Origin of the sequence: Bacillus sp. 179-C3.3 HS (assembly GCF_047229225.1) — a bacterium.
Classification (GTDB): domain Bacteria; phylum Bacillota; class Bacilli; order Bacillales; family Bacillaceae; genus Bacillus.
The window spans coordinates 281844-298734 of sequence record NZ_JBFEFT010000001.1 but is presented as its reverse complement, the minus strand read 5'-3'; the positions used below and the strand labels follow the sequence as shown (position 1 = coordinate 298734).

Here is a 16891-nt window from a genome sequence, read left to right as displayed (position 1 = left end):
AAATTTCTGAGAGAGGAGGCTAAAGATGCCAAACTTGAATGAGCAAACTCGTTTGCACTTTTTATCAGGCAGCTTCGAGGAGAAGATCCGCATTGTACAAAATATCTTTCAGCAAAGTGGAGACTTCGAATACAGGGAGCTCATGGTCAATGAAACAAAGTGTGTGATGTTTTTTATCAAAACGAGAATAGATGAAGGCAAGCTAAACGATTTTATAATGGGCAATTTATTAGGTCCACCCGGCAAGCAAGATTACACAAAATCGCTTAGTAGTCTTGAAACAGGTGATTTGACGCTCATCATCGACAGCATTATTGCAGGGAGCATTGCCTTTCTTGATGAAAATTCATCACAGGTGAAATTATTCTCCGTCGGGCAGCCACCACTTCGCTCTATATCTGAGCCATCTTCAGAAAATGTGATTGCGGGGGCACATGATGGATTTGTGGAAAGTTTGGACACGAACATCTATTTATTGCGTTCCCACTTAAACGATCGACAGCTTGCTGTGAAATATCATAAAGTCGGTACGAAATCTGAGACAAACATCGCTATTGTGTATATTTCAGATATTGCAAACAAGGAAAACGTCGATGAAGTCACAAGACGGATCAACTCAATCAAAGTAGATACCATCATTAGTCCAGGATCCATCATCGAAGCCATTGAAGACAATTCATTTTCTATTTTTCCCCAGTTAATTGATACGGAGCGTCCGGATAAGGTGAGGTCATCAATTCTTGAAGGAAGAATTGTGGTGTTAATGGATGGCAGTCCAATGGCGATATTGTTGCCTGTCACGTTCTTTAGCTTCTTTCAATCACCGGATGATTATAATAACCGCTGGATTCCAGCGACATTTATTCGTATGCTGCGTTATCTCGCTTGTGTGATCGCTGTCATCTTACCTTCTTTTTATATCGCTGTCATTGGGTTTCATTATGAAGTTGTTCCAGATGAATTGGCCACAACGATGAAAAATTCGATTATCGGAATTCCTTTTCCTCCATTAATAGAAGCGATGCTCATGGAAGTCACCATTGAACTGATACGTGAAGCCGGAATCCGTCTACCAAAACCAATTGGACAAACCATTGGTATTGTTGGTGGTTTGGTCATTGGCGATGCTGTTGTTCAAGCTGGACTCATTTCAAACGTACTTGTCATTGTTGTTGCCGTAACAGCCGTGGCTTCGTTTGTGCTTCCGTCCTTTGAAATGACATCAACGATACGCATGCTTCGTTTCCCGCTAATGTTTATGGCCTCCATGTTTGGATTTATCGGCATTTCATTTGGGCTGTCCATCATTCTCATGAATTTATGCCGCTTGGAGTCTTTAGGCGTTCCATATTTATCACCACTTGCACCATTTAACTGGCAAGACTTAAAAGACACTGTCGTTCGTCTCCCTATGTGGATGTATAAACTACGCCCTGTTTATTTAAATCCACAAAAGAAGAAACAAATCGAAGAATTGAGAGGATGGAAAAATAAAGATGAAAAATAAAATCTCTGCATCACAAGCAGCCTTTTTTATCATCCAATCTCAAATTGGCATCGGTATTTTAGCTCTTCCTCATTTCCTCATGAAAGACATGGGTCATGATGGTTGGATGGCCATTATTTTAGCCGGCATTTTGATCCAAATCTTTAATACCATATTCCTTTACATCATCTACAAGTATCCGGATACCTCCTTCTTCGCGGTCATCATCGATGTATTCGGTAAAAAGATAGGCAAGGTATTGGTGGCACTTTACACCCTATACTTCGCTTCCGTTTGCATTATTGTGTTATCCATTTTCACAAGAGTTCTTGGCATTTGGGTCCTGCCGCTTACGCCAAACTGGATCATTAATCTACTGATGATTGTATGCGTGCTATATCTAGCCAAAGAGAAGCTTAGAGCCATTGCTAGATTTAATTTTATTTTGACCCCCTTTTTACTGATGTTGTCTCTTTTGATGCTCTATGCGTTAAAAGGAACCAATATCGACTACTTGTTGCCTTTATTCCAAACCGACGTGTCTCAATTCACAACTGGTTTAAAAGATGTCGTTTTATCGATGAACGGATTTGAAATGATCCTCTTGATCTCTCCATTTATGAGAGGTTCCGTCAAAGTACGATATAAGATCATGACATTTGCTAACGTATGTACGACGCTTTACTACCTATTTATTACATTAATATGTTTTATGTTTTTTAGCCCGACCGAGCTGAATGTCATTCCAAGTCCAGTCCTCTACTTATTAAAAACGATTTCCTTCGGAATCATTGAACGGACTGATTTGATTTTCCTCAGCTTTTGGGTGTTTATCATTTTTGCAACATTAAGTAACTATCTCTATTTTTGTGCCAATGGTTTAGCCTTCATACTCAACAAAAAAGAACATAGAAACTATGTATTCTATTTTTCCATTCTGATTTTTACCGTTAGCTGCTTTATTGCACACGATAATTTTAGGATTCAACGTTTTAATGACTTTACAACCTATAGCCAATTTTCTTTTATCTACACACTGCCCATTTTAATGGCCCTGATCGTGTTATTAAAACAACGCAAAAAGAAGGTGAAATCGCATGCGTCATAAATATGTGCTGCTCCTCATCATGTGTATGTCATTAAGCATGATGCCCGGTTGCTGGGATCAGAACCTATTAAAAAATATCGCCCTTGTTCTCACTTCCTCCATTGATGAAGGCGAAAACAATGATGTGCAATTGTCGATTACATACCAAAAAATACAGCCACCTCAAGGTGGACAACAAGGAGGTGCAGGCAGTTATAATACCACTCTTCTGACCACAAATGCCCCAACGATTCGCCGAGCGAGGACAGACTTTGGGCGAATGGTCGATCAAAAAATTGATATTTCAAAAATGAGGGTTCTGCTAATTAGTGATGAATTTTCTAAAAAAGAACTCCTTCCATACCTAGATGTCTTTTATCGTGATCCGAAAAGTCCCTTACTCGCGAATTTAGCCGTTGTAAAAGGTGGATCTTGTATTGATGTCATCAACAAACTCATCAAAGAACAGCTCGCTGTGAGTGACTATTTAAACAATCTGATTACGACGGCTTCGAGAGGTTCACAAGTGACGGCCGCCAATATTCATAGCATCCGCTCTAAAATGCTACAAATGGGTGAAGATTTCAGCCTTCCACTCATTTTATTTGATCAATCCAAACAGTTGATCAAAGTAGCAGGTGTCGCTTTATTTGATGATGAGGTGAAATCAGGTGAACTATACGGTCAAGATGCAATGCTACTCAACATCATGGATAATCGCATTGGAAAATATGCAAACTTCACCAAAAAGATCAGAAATGATATGGAGCTTGAGGAGAACAACTACATTACGATTCAAGTCACCGATTCCAATCGAGACATTCGTATTTTAAATTCGGACCATCGCAACGTCACCATCAGTCTCGACTTCAAGTTCAACGTTTCTGTGATTGAATATCCAAAAGACAACTTAGATAGCACAAAAAAATTAAAGGATTTAAACGACCGATTATCAACAATCATGACGAAGGAAGCTGAGAAAGTCATCGCTACCTTACAAAAGTCGAACTCGGATGTGTTGGGACTTGGGAGGAAATATCGCGTCAACCATTTTGAGGATTATCAAAAAATGAATTGGAAAACAGATTATCCCCATATTAAGATCATTCCTAAGGTCAAAGTGGATATTACGCAAACGGGCATTATTAGTTAAGAACAAAAAACACGTTTCTCTCTCATTTTTTAACATTGTCATTTCCACACTTTCGTGATAACCTATCTATGTAAACGGTTACACACTGATGAAGGGAGGCACTCCATTGGCTACAATCAAAGATGTTGCAAAAGCGGCGAAAGTGTCCGTTGCCACTGTTTCACGCGTGTTAAACGATACTGGATACGTCCATACGGATACAAAAACACGCGTGACACGAGCGATGCAGGAATTGAACTACTACCCCAATGAAGTCGCTAGATCCCTATTTAAAAGAGAGTCCCGATTAATCGGATTCATTTTACCAGATATCACAAACCCCTTCTTTCCTCAGCTAGCTCGAGGGGTTGAGGATGAAATACATGCCCACGGTTTCCGCTTATTATTTGGAAACACTGATGAGGATCGTGAGAAGGAACTGGCTTACTTGCAAACATTTAAACAAAATCAAGTAGTAGGTGTTATCGCGGTGACAAACGAGCCTGAAGCCGATCTGTACTCGGATGACTTACCCGTTGTATTTTTAGATCGTATCGCCTCTCATGCGCCATCTGTCTTTGCAGATGCTACTGCTGGCGGGAAAATGGCCGCAATGGAATTGATTCGACGTGACAGTCGTCAGATCACACTTCTGAAAGGCCCTGCCCACCTACAAACGGCACAGCAACGATTTCGAGGGGCACTTGATGTACTTACCGAGAAAGGCGTGGACTTCAACGTGATGTCGACCGCATCTTTCTCCTTTCAAGAAGCGAGAAAAAGCGCGAGTGCATTATTTCAATTATATCCTGAAACAGATGGCATCATTGCCAGTAATGACATTGTCGCAACAGCGGTCATACACGAAGCACTCCGCATTGGGAAATCCATACCACAAGAAGTACAAATCATTGGATTTGATGATATTCCGCAAAGCGAACTGCTCTTTCCTCCCTTATCCACCATTCGGCAGCCTGCCTATGACATGGGAAGAGAAGCAGCAAAACTTATCATCAAATCCATTCAGAAACAACCAATAGATCAACCCATTATTCAAATGCCCGTCTCTTTTATTGAACGAGAGACAACGAGAAAGGTGGATTCATAATATGAGTCAAATTGTCGTAATAGGAAGCTGTTCAATGGATTTAGTCGTGACATCAAACAAACGACCGAATGCAGGAGAAACCGTTTTAGGCGAGTCATTTAAAACTGTCCCAGGCGGAAAAGGAGCGAACCAAGCAGTCGCCAGTGCACGACTGGGTGCAGATGTATATATGATCGGACGTGTAGGCTCTGACGCTTATGGGCAGGAGATCTTAAACAATTTACAAGCCCAAGGCGTTCGTACAACACATATGAAACCGGTTACCGAAATGGAAAGCGGAACAGCTCATATTATTTTAGCTGAAGGTGATAACAGCATTGTTGTCGTCAAAGGAGCGAATGACAAGGTCTCACCAGACTACGTAAAAGACGCATTACGTTCCATTGAAGACATTGGGATCGTCCTCATCCAGCAGGAGATCCCTGAAGAAACAGTGGAAGCAGTCTGCGCCATTTGCAGCGAAAAAGGAATTCCATTGATCTTAAATCCTGCACCAGCTCGCAAAGTAAAAGAGCACATTCTAAAGCAGGCCGCCTACATTACACCGAATGAACACGAAGCAGCACTCATGTTTGAAGGTCTCACGATCAAAGAAGCGCTACGTGCCTATCCAAATCAACTATTAATTACAGAAGGAAAAAGCGGAGTTCGATACTTTGACGGCACAAAAGAAGTGCTTGTACCAGGCTATCCGGTCAAAGCCGTTGATACCACAGGGGCAGGAGATACATTTAATGGCGCTTTGGCTGTGGCACTCACGGAAGGGAAACCCTTATATGACGCCCTTGCATTTGCTAACCTTGCAGCATCTATCTCTGTCACAAAGTTCGGCGCGCAAGGCGGTATGCCAACGAGAGAAGAATTGGAGAGAACGACATGAAAAAACACGGGATCTTAAATAGCCACATCGCCAAGGTACTTGCTGACCTTGGACATACAGATACAATCGTCATCGCAGACTGCGGTCTACCTATCCCAGAAGGCCCAATCAAGATTGACCTTTCGTTATCCATTGGCACACCGTCTTTTCAGGAGGTCACCTCCCTTCTGCTTCAAGAAATGGCTGTTGAAAAAATCACGATCGCAAGTGAAATCAAAAACGCCAATGAACGAGATCACTCGTTTCTAAAAAATACATTCACAGGGCCATTAGTGGATGTAGACCACGAGACATTCAAAGACATGACCAAACAGGCAAAGGCAGTGATTCGTACAGGTGAAGCCACTCCATACGCAAACTGCATTCTTCAAGCCGGTGTCATCTTTTAAAAGGAGGAGCCAGATATGAACATTGAGATGCACAATATCCATAAGGCCTTTGGGAAAAACACCGTTCTCTCCGGGGTCTCCTTTGACCTCGTCACAGGTGAAGTACATGCGCTCATGGGTGAAAATGGTGCAGGAAAATCAACCTTAATGAACCTGCTGACAGGTCTCCATTCATTAGATGAAGGAACCATTCAAATTGACGGAAAAGAAACCGCTTTCAAAAACCCAAAAGAAGCCGAACAGCATGGCATTGCCTTCATTCACCAAGAATTAAATATTTGGCCTGATATGACGGTACTAGAGAATCTATTCATCGGAAAAGAGATCTATACAAAGTTCGGGCTCTTAGATACAAAGAAAATGAAAGCGCTCGCCAAAAAGCAACTAGACCGGCTATCTGTCAACCTGTCTCTTGATCAAGAAGCAGGAAGCTGCTCTGTTGGACAAAAACAAATGATAGAGATTGCCAAAGCATTAATGACCGATGCAAAAGTCATCATTATGGATGAACCAACAGCGGCACTAACGGATCGTGAAATAGAGAAACTCTTCCAAGTCATTGACTCGCTCAAAAAAGAAGGCGTTTCCATTGTGTACATTTCTCACCGAATGGAAGAAATCTTTGCGATCTGTGACCGGATTACGATCATGCGTGATGGAAAAACAGTCGACACGAAAGCCATTCCAGAAACCAATTTCAATGAAGTCGTTAAAAAAATGGTTGGCCGAGAATTAACAGATCGTTACCCAGAGCGAACACCTTCCACAGGTGACATTGCACTTGAAGTCAAACAAGCAACGAGAAAAGGCCATTTTGAAGATATCTCATTTTCAGTCAAATCTGGAGAGATCGTCGGGGTTGCAGGATTGATGGGGGCTGGACGGACAGAGATCATGAGGTCACTCTTTGGCCTTGATCCCCTTGATCAAGGAGAAATCTGGGTCCTTGGAAAAAAAGCGGTCATTAAAAAACCAAGTGATGCTGTCAAGCTTGGCATTGGATTTATCACAGAGGATCGTAAGGATGAAGGGTTGATGCTGGATGCATCCATCCGGGAAAACATCGGTTTACCAAACCTAGAGAGTTTCTCTCCAAAAGGGCTGATTGATAAGAAAACAGAACAAGATTTTGTCGACCTTCTGATCAAAAGGCTGACCATTAAAACCGCGTCTTCTGAAACCTCTGCCAGAAGTCTGTCTGGTGGTAATCAGCAAAAAGTCGTGATTGCCAAATGGATTGGTATCCAGCCGAAGGTATTGATTTTAGATGAACCGACACGAGGTGTTGACGTCGGAGCAAAACGAGAGATCTATCAATTAATGAACGAACTCACCAATCGCGGTGTCGCCATTTTAATGGTGTCATCTGAACTCCCAGAAGTATTGGGGATGAGTGACCGCATCCTTGTCATTCATGAAGGAACGATTAGTGGAGAACTCGATAAAACAGAAGCTACACAGGAACGTATCATGACATTCGCTACAGGAGGGAAGTAACATGAAACCACTTACTTCAAATGGACGGTTTGACAACATCATGCAAAAGCTAGGTCCATTCTTAGGACTCATCATCCTTGTCGCCATTGTGTCGATTTTGAACCCAGCCTTTTTAGAACCATTAAATATCTTAAACTTACTAAGACAAATTTCCATTAATGCGCTCATTGCCTTTGGTATGACCTTTGTCATTCTCACTGGAGGCATTGACTTGTCCGTCGGTGCCATCCTTGCGCTTTCCAGTGCATTAACGGCAGGCTTTATCGTTTCTGGTATGGACCCGATTCTAGCCATCATCATTGGATGTATCATCGGTGCGATTCTTGGAACGGTCAACGGTCTATTAGTCACTAAAGGAAAAATGGCGCCATTTATTGCCACTCTTGCAACGATGACGATTTTTAGAGGATTGACACTTGTTTATACAGACGGAAACCCAATTACCGGACTAGGCAATAACTATGCTTTTCAATTATTTGGACGCGGATATTTCTTAGGAATTCCAGTCCCGGCCATCACCATGCTACTAACATTCATTGTCCTTTGGGTTGTGCTTCACAAAACGCCTTTTGGTCGGAAAACATATGCCATCGGTGGTAACGAAAAAGCGGCTCTCATTTCAGGGATTAAAGTACCACGCGTGAAAATCATGATTTATGCATTAGCAGGTTTTATGTCTGCATTAGCAGGTGCGATTTTAACGTCACGTTTGAACTCTGCACAACCGACAGCAGGTACATCCTACGAGCTTGACGCCATTGCGGCTGTAGTACTTGGTGGTACAAGCCTATCTGGTGGAAGAGGACGAATTATCGGTACATTGATCGGGGTACTCATTATCGGTGTATTGAACAATGGAATGAACTTACTCGGTGTATCATCGTTCTATCAATCTGTTGTCAAAGGGATTGTCATTCTAATCGCAGTTCTATTAGACAGAAAGAAATCTGCTTAAGGAGGCAGCTGCTATGAAAAAATATTTAATACTGATCCTGACTCTCTCACTGTTCATCCTTTCTGCCTGTTCACTTCAACCGCCAGAGTGGGCGAAGTCATCAAAAAATGGACAGAAAGATGACATCAAAATCGGACTCTCCATTTCAACCTTAAATAACCCATTTTTCGTCTCATTGAAAAACGGTGTGACAAAAGAAGCGGAAAAACTCGGCATCGAAGTCGTCATTGCAGATGCACAAAATGATTCGGCGAAACAAACAAGTGATGTCGAAGATTTAATTCAGCAAGGGGTTGATGCATTGCTCATTAACCCAGCTGATTCATCTGCCATCTCGACTGTGGTCGAATCAGCGAATGCGTCAGACATACCTGTCGTCACATTAGACCGTTCAGCAGAAAGTGGAAAAGTAGAAGCACTGGTTGCCTCAGACAACGTCAAAGGCGGCGAGATGGCAGCTGACTTTATCATCGACAAACTGGGCAAGGGTGCGAAGGTTGCTGAATTAGAAGGTGTACCTGGTGCTTCCGCCACACGTGAACGTGGGAAAGGCTTCCACCAAAAAGCCGACAAAGACCTTGATGTCATAGCCAAGCAAGCGGCTGACTTTGATCGAACGAAAGGATTGAATGTCATGGAAAACCTCCTACAAGGAAATCCTGATATTCAAGCAGTCTTTGCACATAATGATGAAATGGCTCTTGGCGCATTAGAGGCCATCCAAAGTTCAGGAAGAGACATTCTTGTCGTTGGTTTTGACGGAAACGAAGATGCACTAAGCTCGATCAAATCAGGAAAGCTATCGGCAACAGTTGCCCAGCAGCCAGAGCTCATCGGAAAGCTAGCCGTTGGTGCTGCACATGACGTATTAAAAGGCAAGAAAGTAGAAGAAATCATCGCCGCTCCGCTAAAACTGGAGCAAAAAGAATAAACACAAAAACCCCCGAACAATCATCTCGGGGGTTTTCCACATTATTCTGGTCTTTTGAGCACAAATGACGTACCTAAATGGGCATAATCATTCCCTGCCAAACGGGCAACTGGTTTTAACGTTTCTGTTGAAATATACCCTTTATTCATATCGTACACTGATTCATCTAAATGGGCACAAACGACTCGTCCAATGATATGATCAACAGTCGTCTCTCCTTCATCATTTTGAAACATTATGTGTTGTTCTAAACGACACTCAAAGCGAATACGGGCTTCTTGAATGCCTGGCACCTCAACCATCGTGCTCTTTACTTGATGAAGCCGAGTTCGATCCAATTCACTCTCTTCCACACGCAATGTAGCAGCCGTTTCATTCACATCCTCAATGATCGCTTCATCACTGACATGGATGACAAATTCCCCTCTGTCCGTAATATGCTTCGCTGTATCCTTCATCCGCCCTTGCCTGCGCCCTATTGAAACGGCAATGAGTGGCGGGTTGCCACTGATGACATTGAAGAAACTAAACGGTGCGGCATTCACGACATGATCCTTTGACAGACTGGTGATAAACGCAATCGGTCTCGGAACAATGGAGCCTGATAACAATTTATACGCTTCTTTTTGTGACATTTGATCCATTTGCAATGTAATCAATTCAACACGCCTCCTCTTTATGTACCGTCATCATAACATAGCTACTCCTCTATCCTGACTACTCTGCCTCGGGGCGATGGAGAATGTGGTGAACAAGATGAAATAAAGCAGGGTTATGGTTTTCTCTTCTATAGGAAATGGTCCATTCTGCCAAAATCTTTTCATCTTCAATTGACCGATAGACAACGTCTAGGTTCAATAATCGTCGCGCCGATTGTGGAATGATCGCAATTCCAATGCCTGCCGTGACAAGTCCAATCACCATTTGATACTCCGCCGCTTCCTGCACAATATTTGGAGAAAATCCGTACTTCTCACACACCAGCACAAAGTGTTGATAAAGAGACGGCCATGACTCCTTTGACAGAGAAATAATCGGTTCATTCTCAGTATCCTTGATGGACACTGTCTCCTTTTCAGCGAGTGGGTGATTTTTGGGTATCGCAAAAATACACTCACTTCTCTTCATTAAACGACTAATGAGTTGATCGTGCGGAGCAGATGGATGCAAAAAACCAATATCGATCTCCCCATTCAAAAGTGCCCGTCGCTGTTGCTGTACGGAAAGCTGCTTTAACTCCATACTGACAGAGGGATACATTTCCCTGAATTCACGCACAACTGGCGGCAAAATATCATATGTCGCCGTGCCAACAAAACCAATGATGATCTTGCCAAGTTCTCCCCTTGCAGTATGTCGTGCATGATCCACGGCTTTACCTAACTGTTGAAGGACCCCTCTCACCTCATGTAAAAACACTTTTCCAGCAGCAGTTAACTCTACTGCTCGCTTAGACCGGTGGAACAATGGAAACCCCAATTCTTCCTCAAACTGCTTAATCTGTTGACTAAGTGGAGGCTGTGTCATATTCAACCGTGTAGCCGCTCGTCCGAAATGCAGCTCCTCTGCCACTGTGACAAAATACTGCAAATGTCTTAGTTCCATCCTTTCACTCCCTCTTGATTCATTCGCAAAACATATCAAAACCCTTTTAAACATATATTGGAAATTTTACCTCTTGAAATGTATAGTAAATCATATCATGAAAATAAATTTTTCATATACATTTTACTTTCCGAAAGGAGTGAGGGGTGCATGATGACTCAAGCACAACCCCTAACAAAACGAGGAGCAGAATTAATTGTCGATACACTGATCGCACAAGGTGTCACCCATGTTTTTGCCATTCCAGGTGCAAAAATTGATGCAGTATTTGACGCATTGAAAGATCGTGGTCCAGAGCTCATCTTATGTCGACACGAACAAAATGCAGCCTTTATGGCAGCAGCGGTTGGCCGTCTAACTGGAAAACCAGGTGTTTGTCTCGTCACATCAGGCCCGGGTGCAGCAAATTTAGCGACAGGGCTCTTAACAGCCAATACGGAAGGTGATCCTGTTGTAGCCATTGCTGGGAACGTCATTCGAGCGGATCGGCTCAAACGAACACACCAATCACTCGACAATGCAGAGCTATTCAAGCCAGTGACAAAATATAGTGTTGAAGTACAAGACGTGAAAAATATACCTGAAGCGTTAACCAATGCGTTTCGTGCGGCACAAACCGGTCAAGCTGGGGCAGCATTTATCAGCTTTCCACAAGATGTCGTAACAGAACAAACCACACAAACACCTGTGTCTGCCCATCCTTCTCCAACATTAGGCCCTGCACCGGATGCTCTCATCAGTTCGGCCATCGCCAAAATCCAAAATGCACACTTACCTGTTGCCATCGTTGGCATGAAAGCTAGTCGTCCAGCTACAGCACGAGCAACAAGGAAGCTATTAAAAACGCTTGGTATTCCATTTGTAGAAACTTACCAAGGAGCGGGTGTTCTCTCAAGAGAGCTAGAACATCAATACGTTGGTCGAATCGGTTTATTTCGGAATCAGCCGGGAGATCTTTTGATTGAACAAGCAGATGTGGTGTTGACCATCGGCTTTGATCCAATTGAATACGATCCAAAGCTCTGGAACCTAAAACCAAAACAGCGCCAACTGATTCACGTTGATGACATGCAAGCAGATATTGACCATTTCTATGAACCAGCGCTTGAGCTAGTTGGGGATATATGTGAAACAGTCGAACACCTCGCACATGACAGTGTTCCACTTTCACTCTGTGAAGACAAACAAACGCTCATCACTGACTTACAACAACTATTAAGAGACATGGAAAAAGCGCCAGAAAGAGAAAGTCACCTTTCTCACCCATTGCATGTCGTTCAAACCCTTAGACAACTCATTCCAGATGATACGAAAGTGACTTGTGATATCGGGTCACACGCCATATGGATGTCGCGCCACTTCCGTTCATACGAACCGAATACATTCATGGTGAGTAATGGAATGCAAACGTTAGGTGTGGCTTTACCATGGGCGATTGCGGCATCCATTTTGCATCCAGACGAGACCATTATTTCTGTTTCAGGTGATGGCGGCTTTCTCTTCTCTGCCATGGAACTAGAAACAGCTGTCCGAATGAAAACAAATCTTGTTCACCTCGTATGGAATGACAGCACATACGATATGGTGGCTTTCCAGCAGGAAATGAAATATAACCGCACATCATGCGTGGAATTTGGACAAATCGACTTAGTGAAATACGCAGAAAGCTTTGGAGCCACTGGATTACGTGTGAATTCGCCAGAAGAGCTTTCAACAGTCCTTCAAAAGGGTATCAACATAGAAGGACCTGTCATTATTGATATTCCGATCGACTATCAAGACAATCCACACCTCGCCGGTCAAAAATGGCCAGAAGCATTTCGTGAAAAACGAGCGCTAAACATCAAGTAGAACATGATCGATTACATCAAAGGAGTGAGCGAATATGGGAATGATGCACCCAATCAATCAACATCACAACACAAGAGAACGAGACAAAAAGCAAGAGGTCTTTCAAGTATCGACGATGACCTCGCTGCTGGAAGCCGTTTACGATGGAGATTTCTCCCTATCACATATTCCTGAACACGGTGATTTCGGAATCGGCACATTTAATCAATTAGATGGGGAATTAATCGGCTTCGACGGAGCATTTTATCGCCTTCGATCTGATGGAACGGCAACACCCGTCACAGATCAAGATTATTCACCTTATTGCTCTCTAGCATTCTTTGAAACAGATATCGTCCATCGAATTGATGCACCCATGACATCCAAGGAACTTGAAGAAGAAATAGATCGCATCTTACCTAGTAAAAATGTATTCTATGCCATTCGCATTGATGGCTCATTCAAAAAGGTTCAAACCCGGACGGTTGAAAAACAGGAGAAACCCTATGTCCCAATGGTCGAGGCGGTGAAGTCACAACCAATTTTTGATTTTGAGAACATTCGAGGAACCATTGCAGGATTTCGCACACCACATTATGCACATGGCATCGCAGTGAGTGGATATCATCTTCATTTTATTGATCATGATCGGCATGTCGGCGGTCACGTATTTGATTACACCGTCGATCAAGTCACCATCCGCATTTCTCAAAAAAGGCACATGAATTTACATCTGCCAAATACACAGGACTTCTTTCAGGCAGATATCGACCGAGCTGACCTTGCACAACAAATAGCCAGTGCTGAAAGCAGCCCTGATCAATAAAGTGAACACCCCGTAGGAATCGGGGTGTTTTTTTCATACAAATCGACATTTTTTATTTATCATTATGTTCATTTAGTGTTTTAAATACAAATATGACCTTCCTTTCGAAACAAAGTGTGATAGAATACTAGCAGAAAGAAAGGTGGTCATATTGTGCCAAACGACTATAGCATACCGAATTTGACATTAGATGAAAGAGATAAACACATTTTATCCATATTACATGAGGATGGGCGCATTTCTTATACGGACCTCGGGAAACAAGTCGGACTCTCACGTGTTGCGGTTCAAGCTCGAATTCAGCAGCTCATTGAAGCCGGTGTCATCGAAAGATTTACCGCTGTTATTAACCCTGCTAAAATCGGCATTCATGTGTCTGTCTTTTTTAATGTGGAGGTCGAGCCGAAACATTTAGAAGCAGTTGCCCTTCAGCTTGAACAGGAAACAGCCGTGACTAGCCTTTATCATATGACAGGACCAAGCAAATTACATATGCACGGAATTTTCCAAGATGAACAGGAAATGGAGACATTTCTTACGAAAAAACTATATCCACTCGAAGGCGTCGTGAGCGTCGATTGTCAGATGCTCATCAAACGATATAAAAGCCGAATGGGTATGAAATTGTAGATAGGGGTTGAACCGATTGCATTCATATATCGAACTCATCATCGCCATGGTGCGAACCGGAACGCTCGGCTTCGGCGGAGGTCCTTCCGTCATACCACTCATTCGCCACGAGGCCGTGGTGAAGTATCAATGGATTGATGATGATGAATTTGGAGAAACACTCGCGATTGCGAACGCATTGCCGGGTCCGATTGCTACCAAGATGTCTGCTTATCTCGGCTACCGATTAAAAGGGACATTTGGTGCCATTATCGCAACAGCAGCACATATATTACCGACATGTCTAGCCATGGTTGCACTTGTTACACTTGTCAGCGTCTTAAGCTCATCACAGGTCATTCAAAACATGATTGGCGCTGTGACACCGGTCATTGCCGTTCTTTTAGGCATGATGGCATATGAATTTGGCCAAAAGGCTTTAAAAGGATTTGGACTAATCTTCGGTGTCGCACTGTTTCTTCTTGCATTTATCGGCCTTCAAGTACTCTCCATCCATCCGGGGATCATTGTCATCATCTTTTTATTCTATGGTGCCTTTCATTTTAAACTGAAGAATCGCTGGAGAAGAACCGAGGAAAAGAAAGGAGAATCCTCATCATGATGCTGCTTCTCTTTCTATTTTGGGCATTTTTCATCTCGAATCTATTGGGCTATGGCGGAGGGCCTGCCTCTATTCCGCTCAACTATGAAGAAATCGTCAATCATTTTCAATGGATGACAAACGAAGGGTTCTCCAATATGCTCGCTTTAGCCAATGCATTGCCAGGGCCAATTGCGACGAAAATTGCGGCATATGTCGGTTATGATGTCATGGGCTGGCCTGGCTTTGTCGTGGCAATCCTTGCGACAGTCTTGCCATCTGCTATTGCCTTGATCTTATTGCTGAAGCTCATCAACCGTTTTCGTCAGTCTCCTGTCGTGAAAGGAATGACCTTATCTGTACAACCAGTCATCGCCATCATGATGCTTGTCTTAACATGGGAAATAAGCGGAGATGCAGTAAAAGCCATCGGCTGGACACAATCACTCGCGATTGCAGCCATCTCATTTTTCTTGATGAAAAAGCTAAAGGTACATCCTGCTTTTCTGATCGTGGCTGCTTTTTTATACGGAGGCCTAATCCTTCCGCATTCATAAAATAAACCGATAACTTGAGGGTTATCGGTTTTCTTTTACAAATAAATTGGTGTAACAGATCGTCGTCCAACGGAATGATATTCAATACCTGCAAGCTCCGCCTCTTGAAGTGAATGGCAGTTTCGTCCATCAAACATAAGCGGTTCCTTCATCAATCTCTTAAAGGTCTTGAGTGGAAAGTTTTGAATATCCGTCCATTCCGTTAAAATACAGACCGCATCGGCGTTCTCGATGGCTTCTTCAATGGTTTGTGCGAAGTAGACGTGATCTGGTAATTTATTCGCTGCTTGGCGCATGGCGACAGGGTCATATGCGATAAGCTCTGCGCCTAATCGGTGTAACTCATGTGCAATCGGAATAGACGGTGCCTCCCTCATATCGTCTGTATTCGGCTTAAAAGAGAGCCCAAGAAGCGCGATTCGCTTACCGTCCAGCTTTAACCCGAGCCTCTCCTGAATTCGGCGAATGAAATAGGCTTGCTGCTGATTGTTGACCTTGATTACGGCTTTCAATAGCTCAAAGTCATGCTTCACATGGCCAGCCATTTGAACAAGCGCATTCGTATCCTTTGGAAAACACGATCCGCCATATCCAATACCTGCTTTTAAAAAGGCCGCACCGATTCGCTGATCGAGCCCCATCCCCTTTGCGACCATCTCAACATCAGCACCTGTTTTTCCACAAATGGAGGCAATTTCATTCATAAAACTAATTTTTGTTGCAAGAAAAGCATTTGATGCATATTTGATCATTTCAGCACTCTTCCGATCGGTTCTCACAAATGGCAGGTGAAAATCCGCATACATCTCCTCTAAGCGATCTAATATGTCCGGTGTTTCAGCCCCAATGACAAGGCGATCTGCCCTGAGCGTATCAGAAATGGCAGATCCTTCTCGTAAAAATTCAGGAAGAGACGCGATATGTAACGGTTCCTTTCTCCCTAATTCTTGATGTATAAAGCGGTCAATTCGATCACAAGTCCCTACAGGCACTGTACTTTTCACTGCAAGCACAGCACCAGATTTCGCTTCTATCCCCATCTCTTTTGCTGCCTGAAACACATACTGCAAATCAGCTTGACCATCTACCTGCTGCGGCGTGCCAACAGCAATCATCAGCACATCTGCCTGTTGGTAAGCAGTCTTCCCCTCTACTTGAAATTGAAGGCGACCTTGATCAAGATTTCGTCTAAGCAGCTCTTGTAATCCCGGTTCATACATCGGAGGGTTTCCTTTGCTAAGCTGCTTCAGCTTGTCATCGTCAATATCTATACATGTCACCTCATGACCCGCCTCTGCTAAACACACACCTGTGACAAGGCCCACATATCCACAACCTGCAATTGCAATCCTCACAGCTCCATCAGCTCCCCCAATACGCCTTCTACTTGTAATGTCA

Annotated in this window: 17 protein-coding genes; 14 read left to right on the top strand and 3 right to left on the bottom strand. The window is 43.2% G+C overall.

All coding sequences use genetic code 11. From position 1 onward, the window contains the following. The first annotated feature begins 25 nt into the window (after positions 1-25). The 9 genes from AB1K80_RS01535 to rbsB all read left to right on the top strand — a co-directional run bounded on the left by AB1K80_RS01535 (position 26) and on the right by rbsB (position 9465). The gene (locus tag AB1K80_RS01535) at positions 26-1507 is read left to right on the top strand and encodes a spore germination protein (RefSeq protein ID WP_412854852.1); all 1482 of its coding nucleotides are present in this window, start codon (positions 26-28) and stop codon (positions 1505-1507) included. Further along, complete coding sequence (locus tag AB1K80_RS01530; RefSeq protein ID WP_412854851.1) at positions 1497-2594, top strand: GerAB/ArcD/ProY family transporter; 1098 nt, start codon at positions 1497-1499, stop codon at positions 2592-2594. The genes AB1K80_RS01535 and AB1K80_RS01530 overlap by 11 nt, the downstream gene beginning before the upstream one ends. Further along, a complete protein-coding gene (locus AB1K80_RS01525) occupies positions 2584-3726 on the top strand; it encodes a Ger(x)C family spore germination protein (RefSeq protein WP_412854850.1) in 1143 nt (380 codons plus the stop codon). Before AB1K80_RS01530 ends, AB1K80_RS01525 begins: the two co-directional genes overlap by 11 nt. Positions 3727-3832: 106 nt before the next feature. Beyond that, positions 3833-4813, top strand: coding sequence for a LacI family DNA-binding transcriptional regulator (locus AB1K80_RS01520; RefSeq protein ID WP_412854849.1), 981 nt, complete (start codon positions 3833-3835; stop codon positions 4811-4813). 1 nt (position 4814) lies between these two features. Beyond that, entirely contained in the window at positions 4815-5693 is an 879-nt protein-coding gene (gene rbsK / locus AB1K80_RS01515; RefSeq protein WP_412854848.1) for a ribokinase, read from the top strand. Beyond that, positions 5690-6082: a D-ribose pyranase gene (rbsD, locus tag AB1K80_RS01510; protein WP_412854847.1), complete on the top strand. Its 393-nt coding sequence runs from the start codon at positions 5690-5692 to the stop codon at positions 6080-6082. Before rbsK ends, rbsD begins: the two co-directional genes overlap by 4 nt. A 15-nt stretch (positions 6083-6097) precedes the next feature. Beyond that, complete coding sequence (locus tag AB1K80_RS01505) at positions 6098-7579, top strand: sugar ABC transporter ATP-binding protein (RefSeq protein ID WP_412854846.1); 1482 nt, start codon at positions 6098-6100, stop codon at positions 7577-7579. 1 nt (position 7580) lies between these two features. Then, on the top strand, positions 7581-8534 hold the full coding sequence (gene rbsC, locus AB1K80_RS01500) for a ribose ABC transporter permease RbsC (RefSeq protein WP_412854845.1): 954 nt from the start codon (positions 7581-7583) through the stop codon (positions 8532-8534). 13 nt (positions 8535-8547) lie between these two features. Continuing rightward, positions 8548-9465, top strand: a complete 918-nt coding sequence (rbsB, locus tag AB1K80_RS01495; RefSeq protein WP_412854844.1) for a ribose ABC transporter substrate-binding protein RbsB — start codon at positions 8548-8550, stop codon at positions 9463-9465. A 41-nt stretch (positions 9466-9506) separates the two neighbouring features. On the opposite strand, the gene AB1K80_RS01490 is transcribed toward rbsB, so the two are convergent. Both AB1K80_RS01490 and alsR read right to left on the bottom strand, forming a co-directional pair. Then, positions 9507-10109: a flavin reductase family protein gene (locus AB1K80_RS01490; protein ID WP_412854885.1), complete on the bottom strand. Its 603-nt coding sequence runs from the start codon at positions 10107-10109 to the stop codon at positions 9507-9509. A 73-nt stretch (positions 10110-10182) separates the two neighbouring features. Further along, positions 10183-11070 (bottom strand): acetoin biosynthesis transcriptional regulator AlsR, encoded by an 888-nt coding sequence (gene alsR / locus AB1K80_RS01485; RefSeq protein WP_412854843.1) that lies wholly within the window; start codon positions 11068-11070, stop codon positions 10183-10185. Between the two features lie 150 nt (positions 11071-11220). On the opposite strand from alsR, the gene alsS reads away from it, so the two are divergent. The 5 genes from alsS to AB1K80_RS01460 all read left to right on the top strand — a co-directional run bounded on the left by alsS (position 11221) and on the right by AB1K80_RS01460 (position 15493). Next, positions 11221-12921 carry an acetolactate synthase AlsS gene (gene alsS / locus AB1K80_RS01480; RefSeq protein WP_412854842.1) on the top strand — a complete coding sequence of 567 codons (1701 nt, stop codon included), beginning with the start codon at positions 11221-11223 and terminating at the stop codon, positions 12919-12921. Between the two features lie 34 nt (positions 12922-12955). Then, positions 12956-13726, top strand: a complete 771-nt coding sequence (gene budA / locus AB1K80_RS01475; protein WP_412854841.1) for an acetolactate decarboxylase — start codon at positions 12956-12958, stop codon at positions 13724-13726. A gap of 153 nt (positions 13727-13879) precedes the next feature. Further along, positions 13880-14356 (top strand): Lrp/AsnC family transcriptional regulator, encoded by a 477-nt coding sequence (locus AB1K80_RS01470; protein ID WP_412854840.1) that lies wholly within the window; start codon positions 13880-13882, stop codon positions 14354-14356. A 16-nt stretch (positions 14357-14372) separates the two neighbouring features. Continuing rightward, positions 14373-14957: a chromate transporter gene (locus AB1K80_RS01465; RefSeq protein ID WP_412854839.1), complete on the top strand. Its 585-nt coding sequence runs from the start codon at positions 14373-14375 to the stop codon at positions 14955-14957. Further along, positions 14957-15493, top strand: a complete 537-nt coding sequence (locus AB1K80_RS01460) for a chromate transporter (RefSeq protein WP_412854884.1) — start codon at positions 14957-14959, stop codon at positions 15491-15493. The genes AB1K80_RS01465 and AB1K80_RS01460 overlap by 1 nt, the downstream gene beginning before the upstream one ends. Before the next feature lie 35 nt (positions 15494-15528). Here AB1K80_RS01460 and AB1K80_RS01455 read toward each other — a convergent pair whose 3' ends face one another. Beyond that, positions 15529-16848: a UDP-glucose dehydrogenase family protein gene (locus tag AB1K80_RS01455; RefSeq protein ID WP_412854883.1), complete on the bottom strand. Its 1320-nt coding sequence runs from the start codon at positions 16846-16848 to the stop codon at positions 15529-15531. Between the last annotated feature and the right edge of the window lie 43 nt (positions 16849-16891).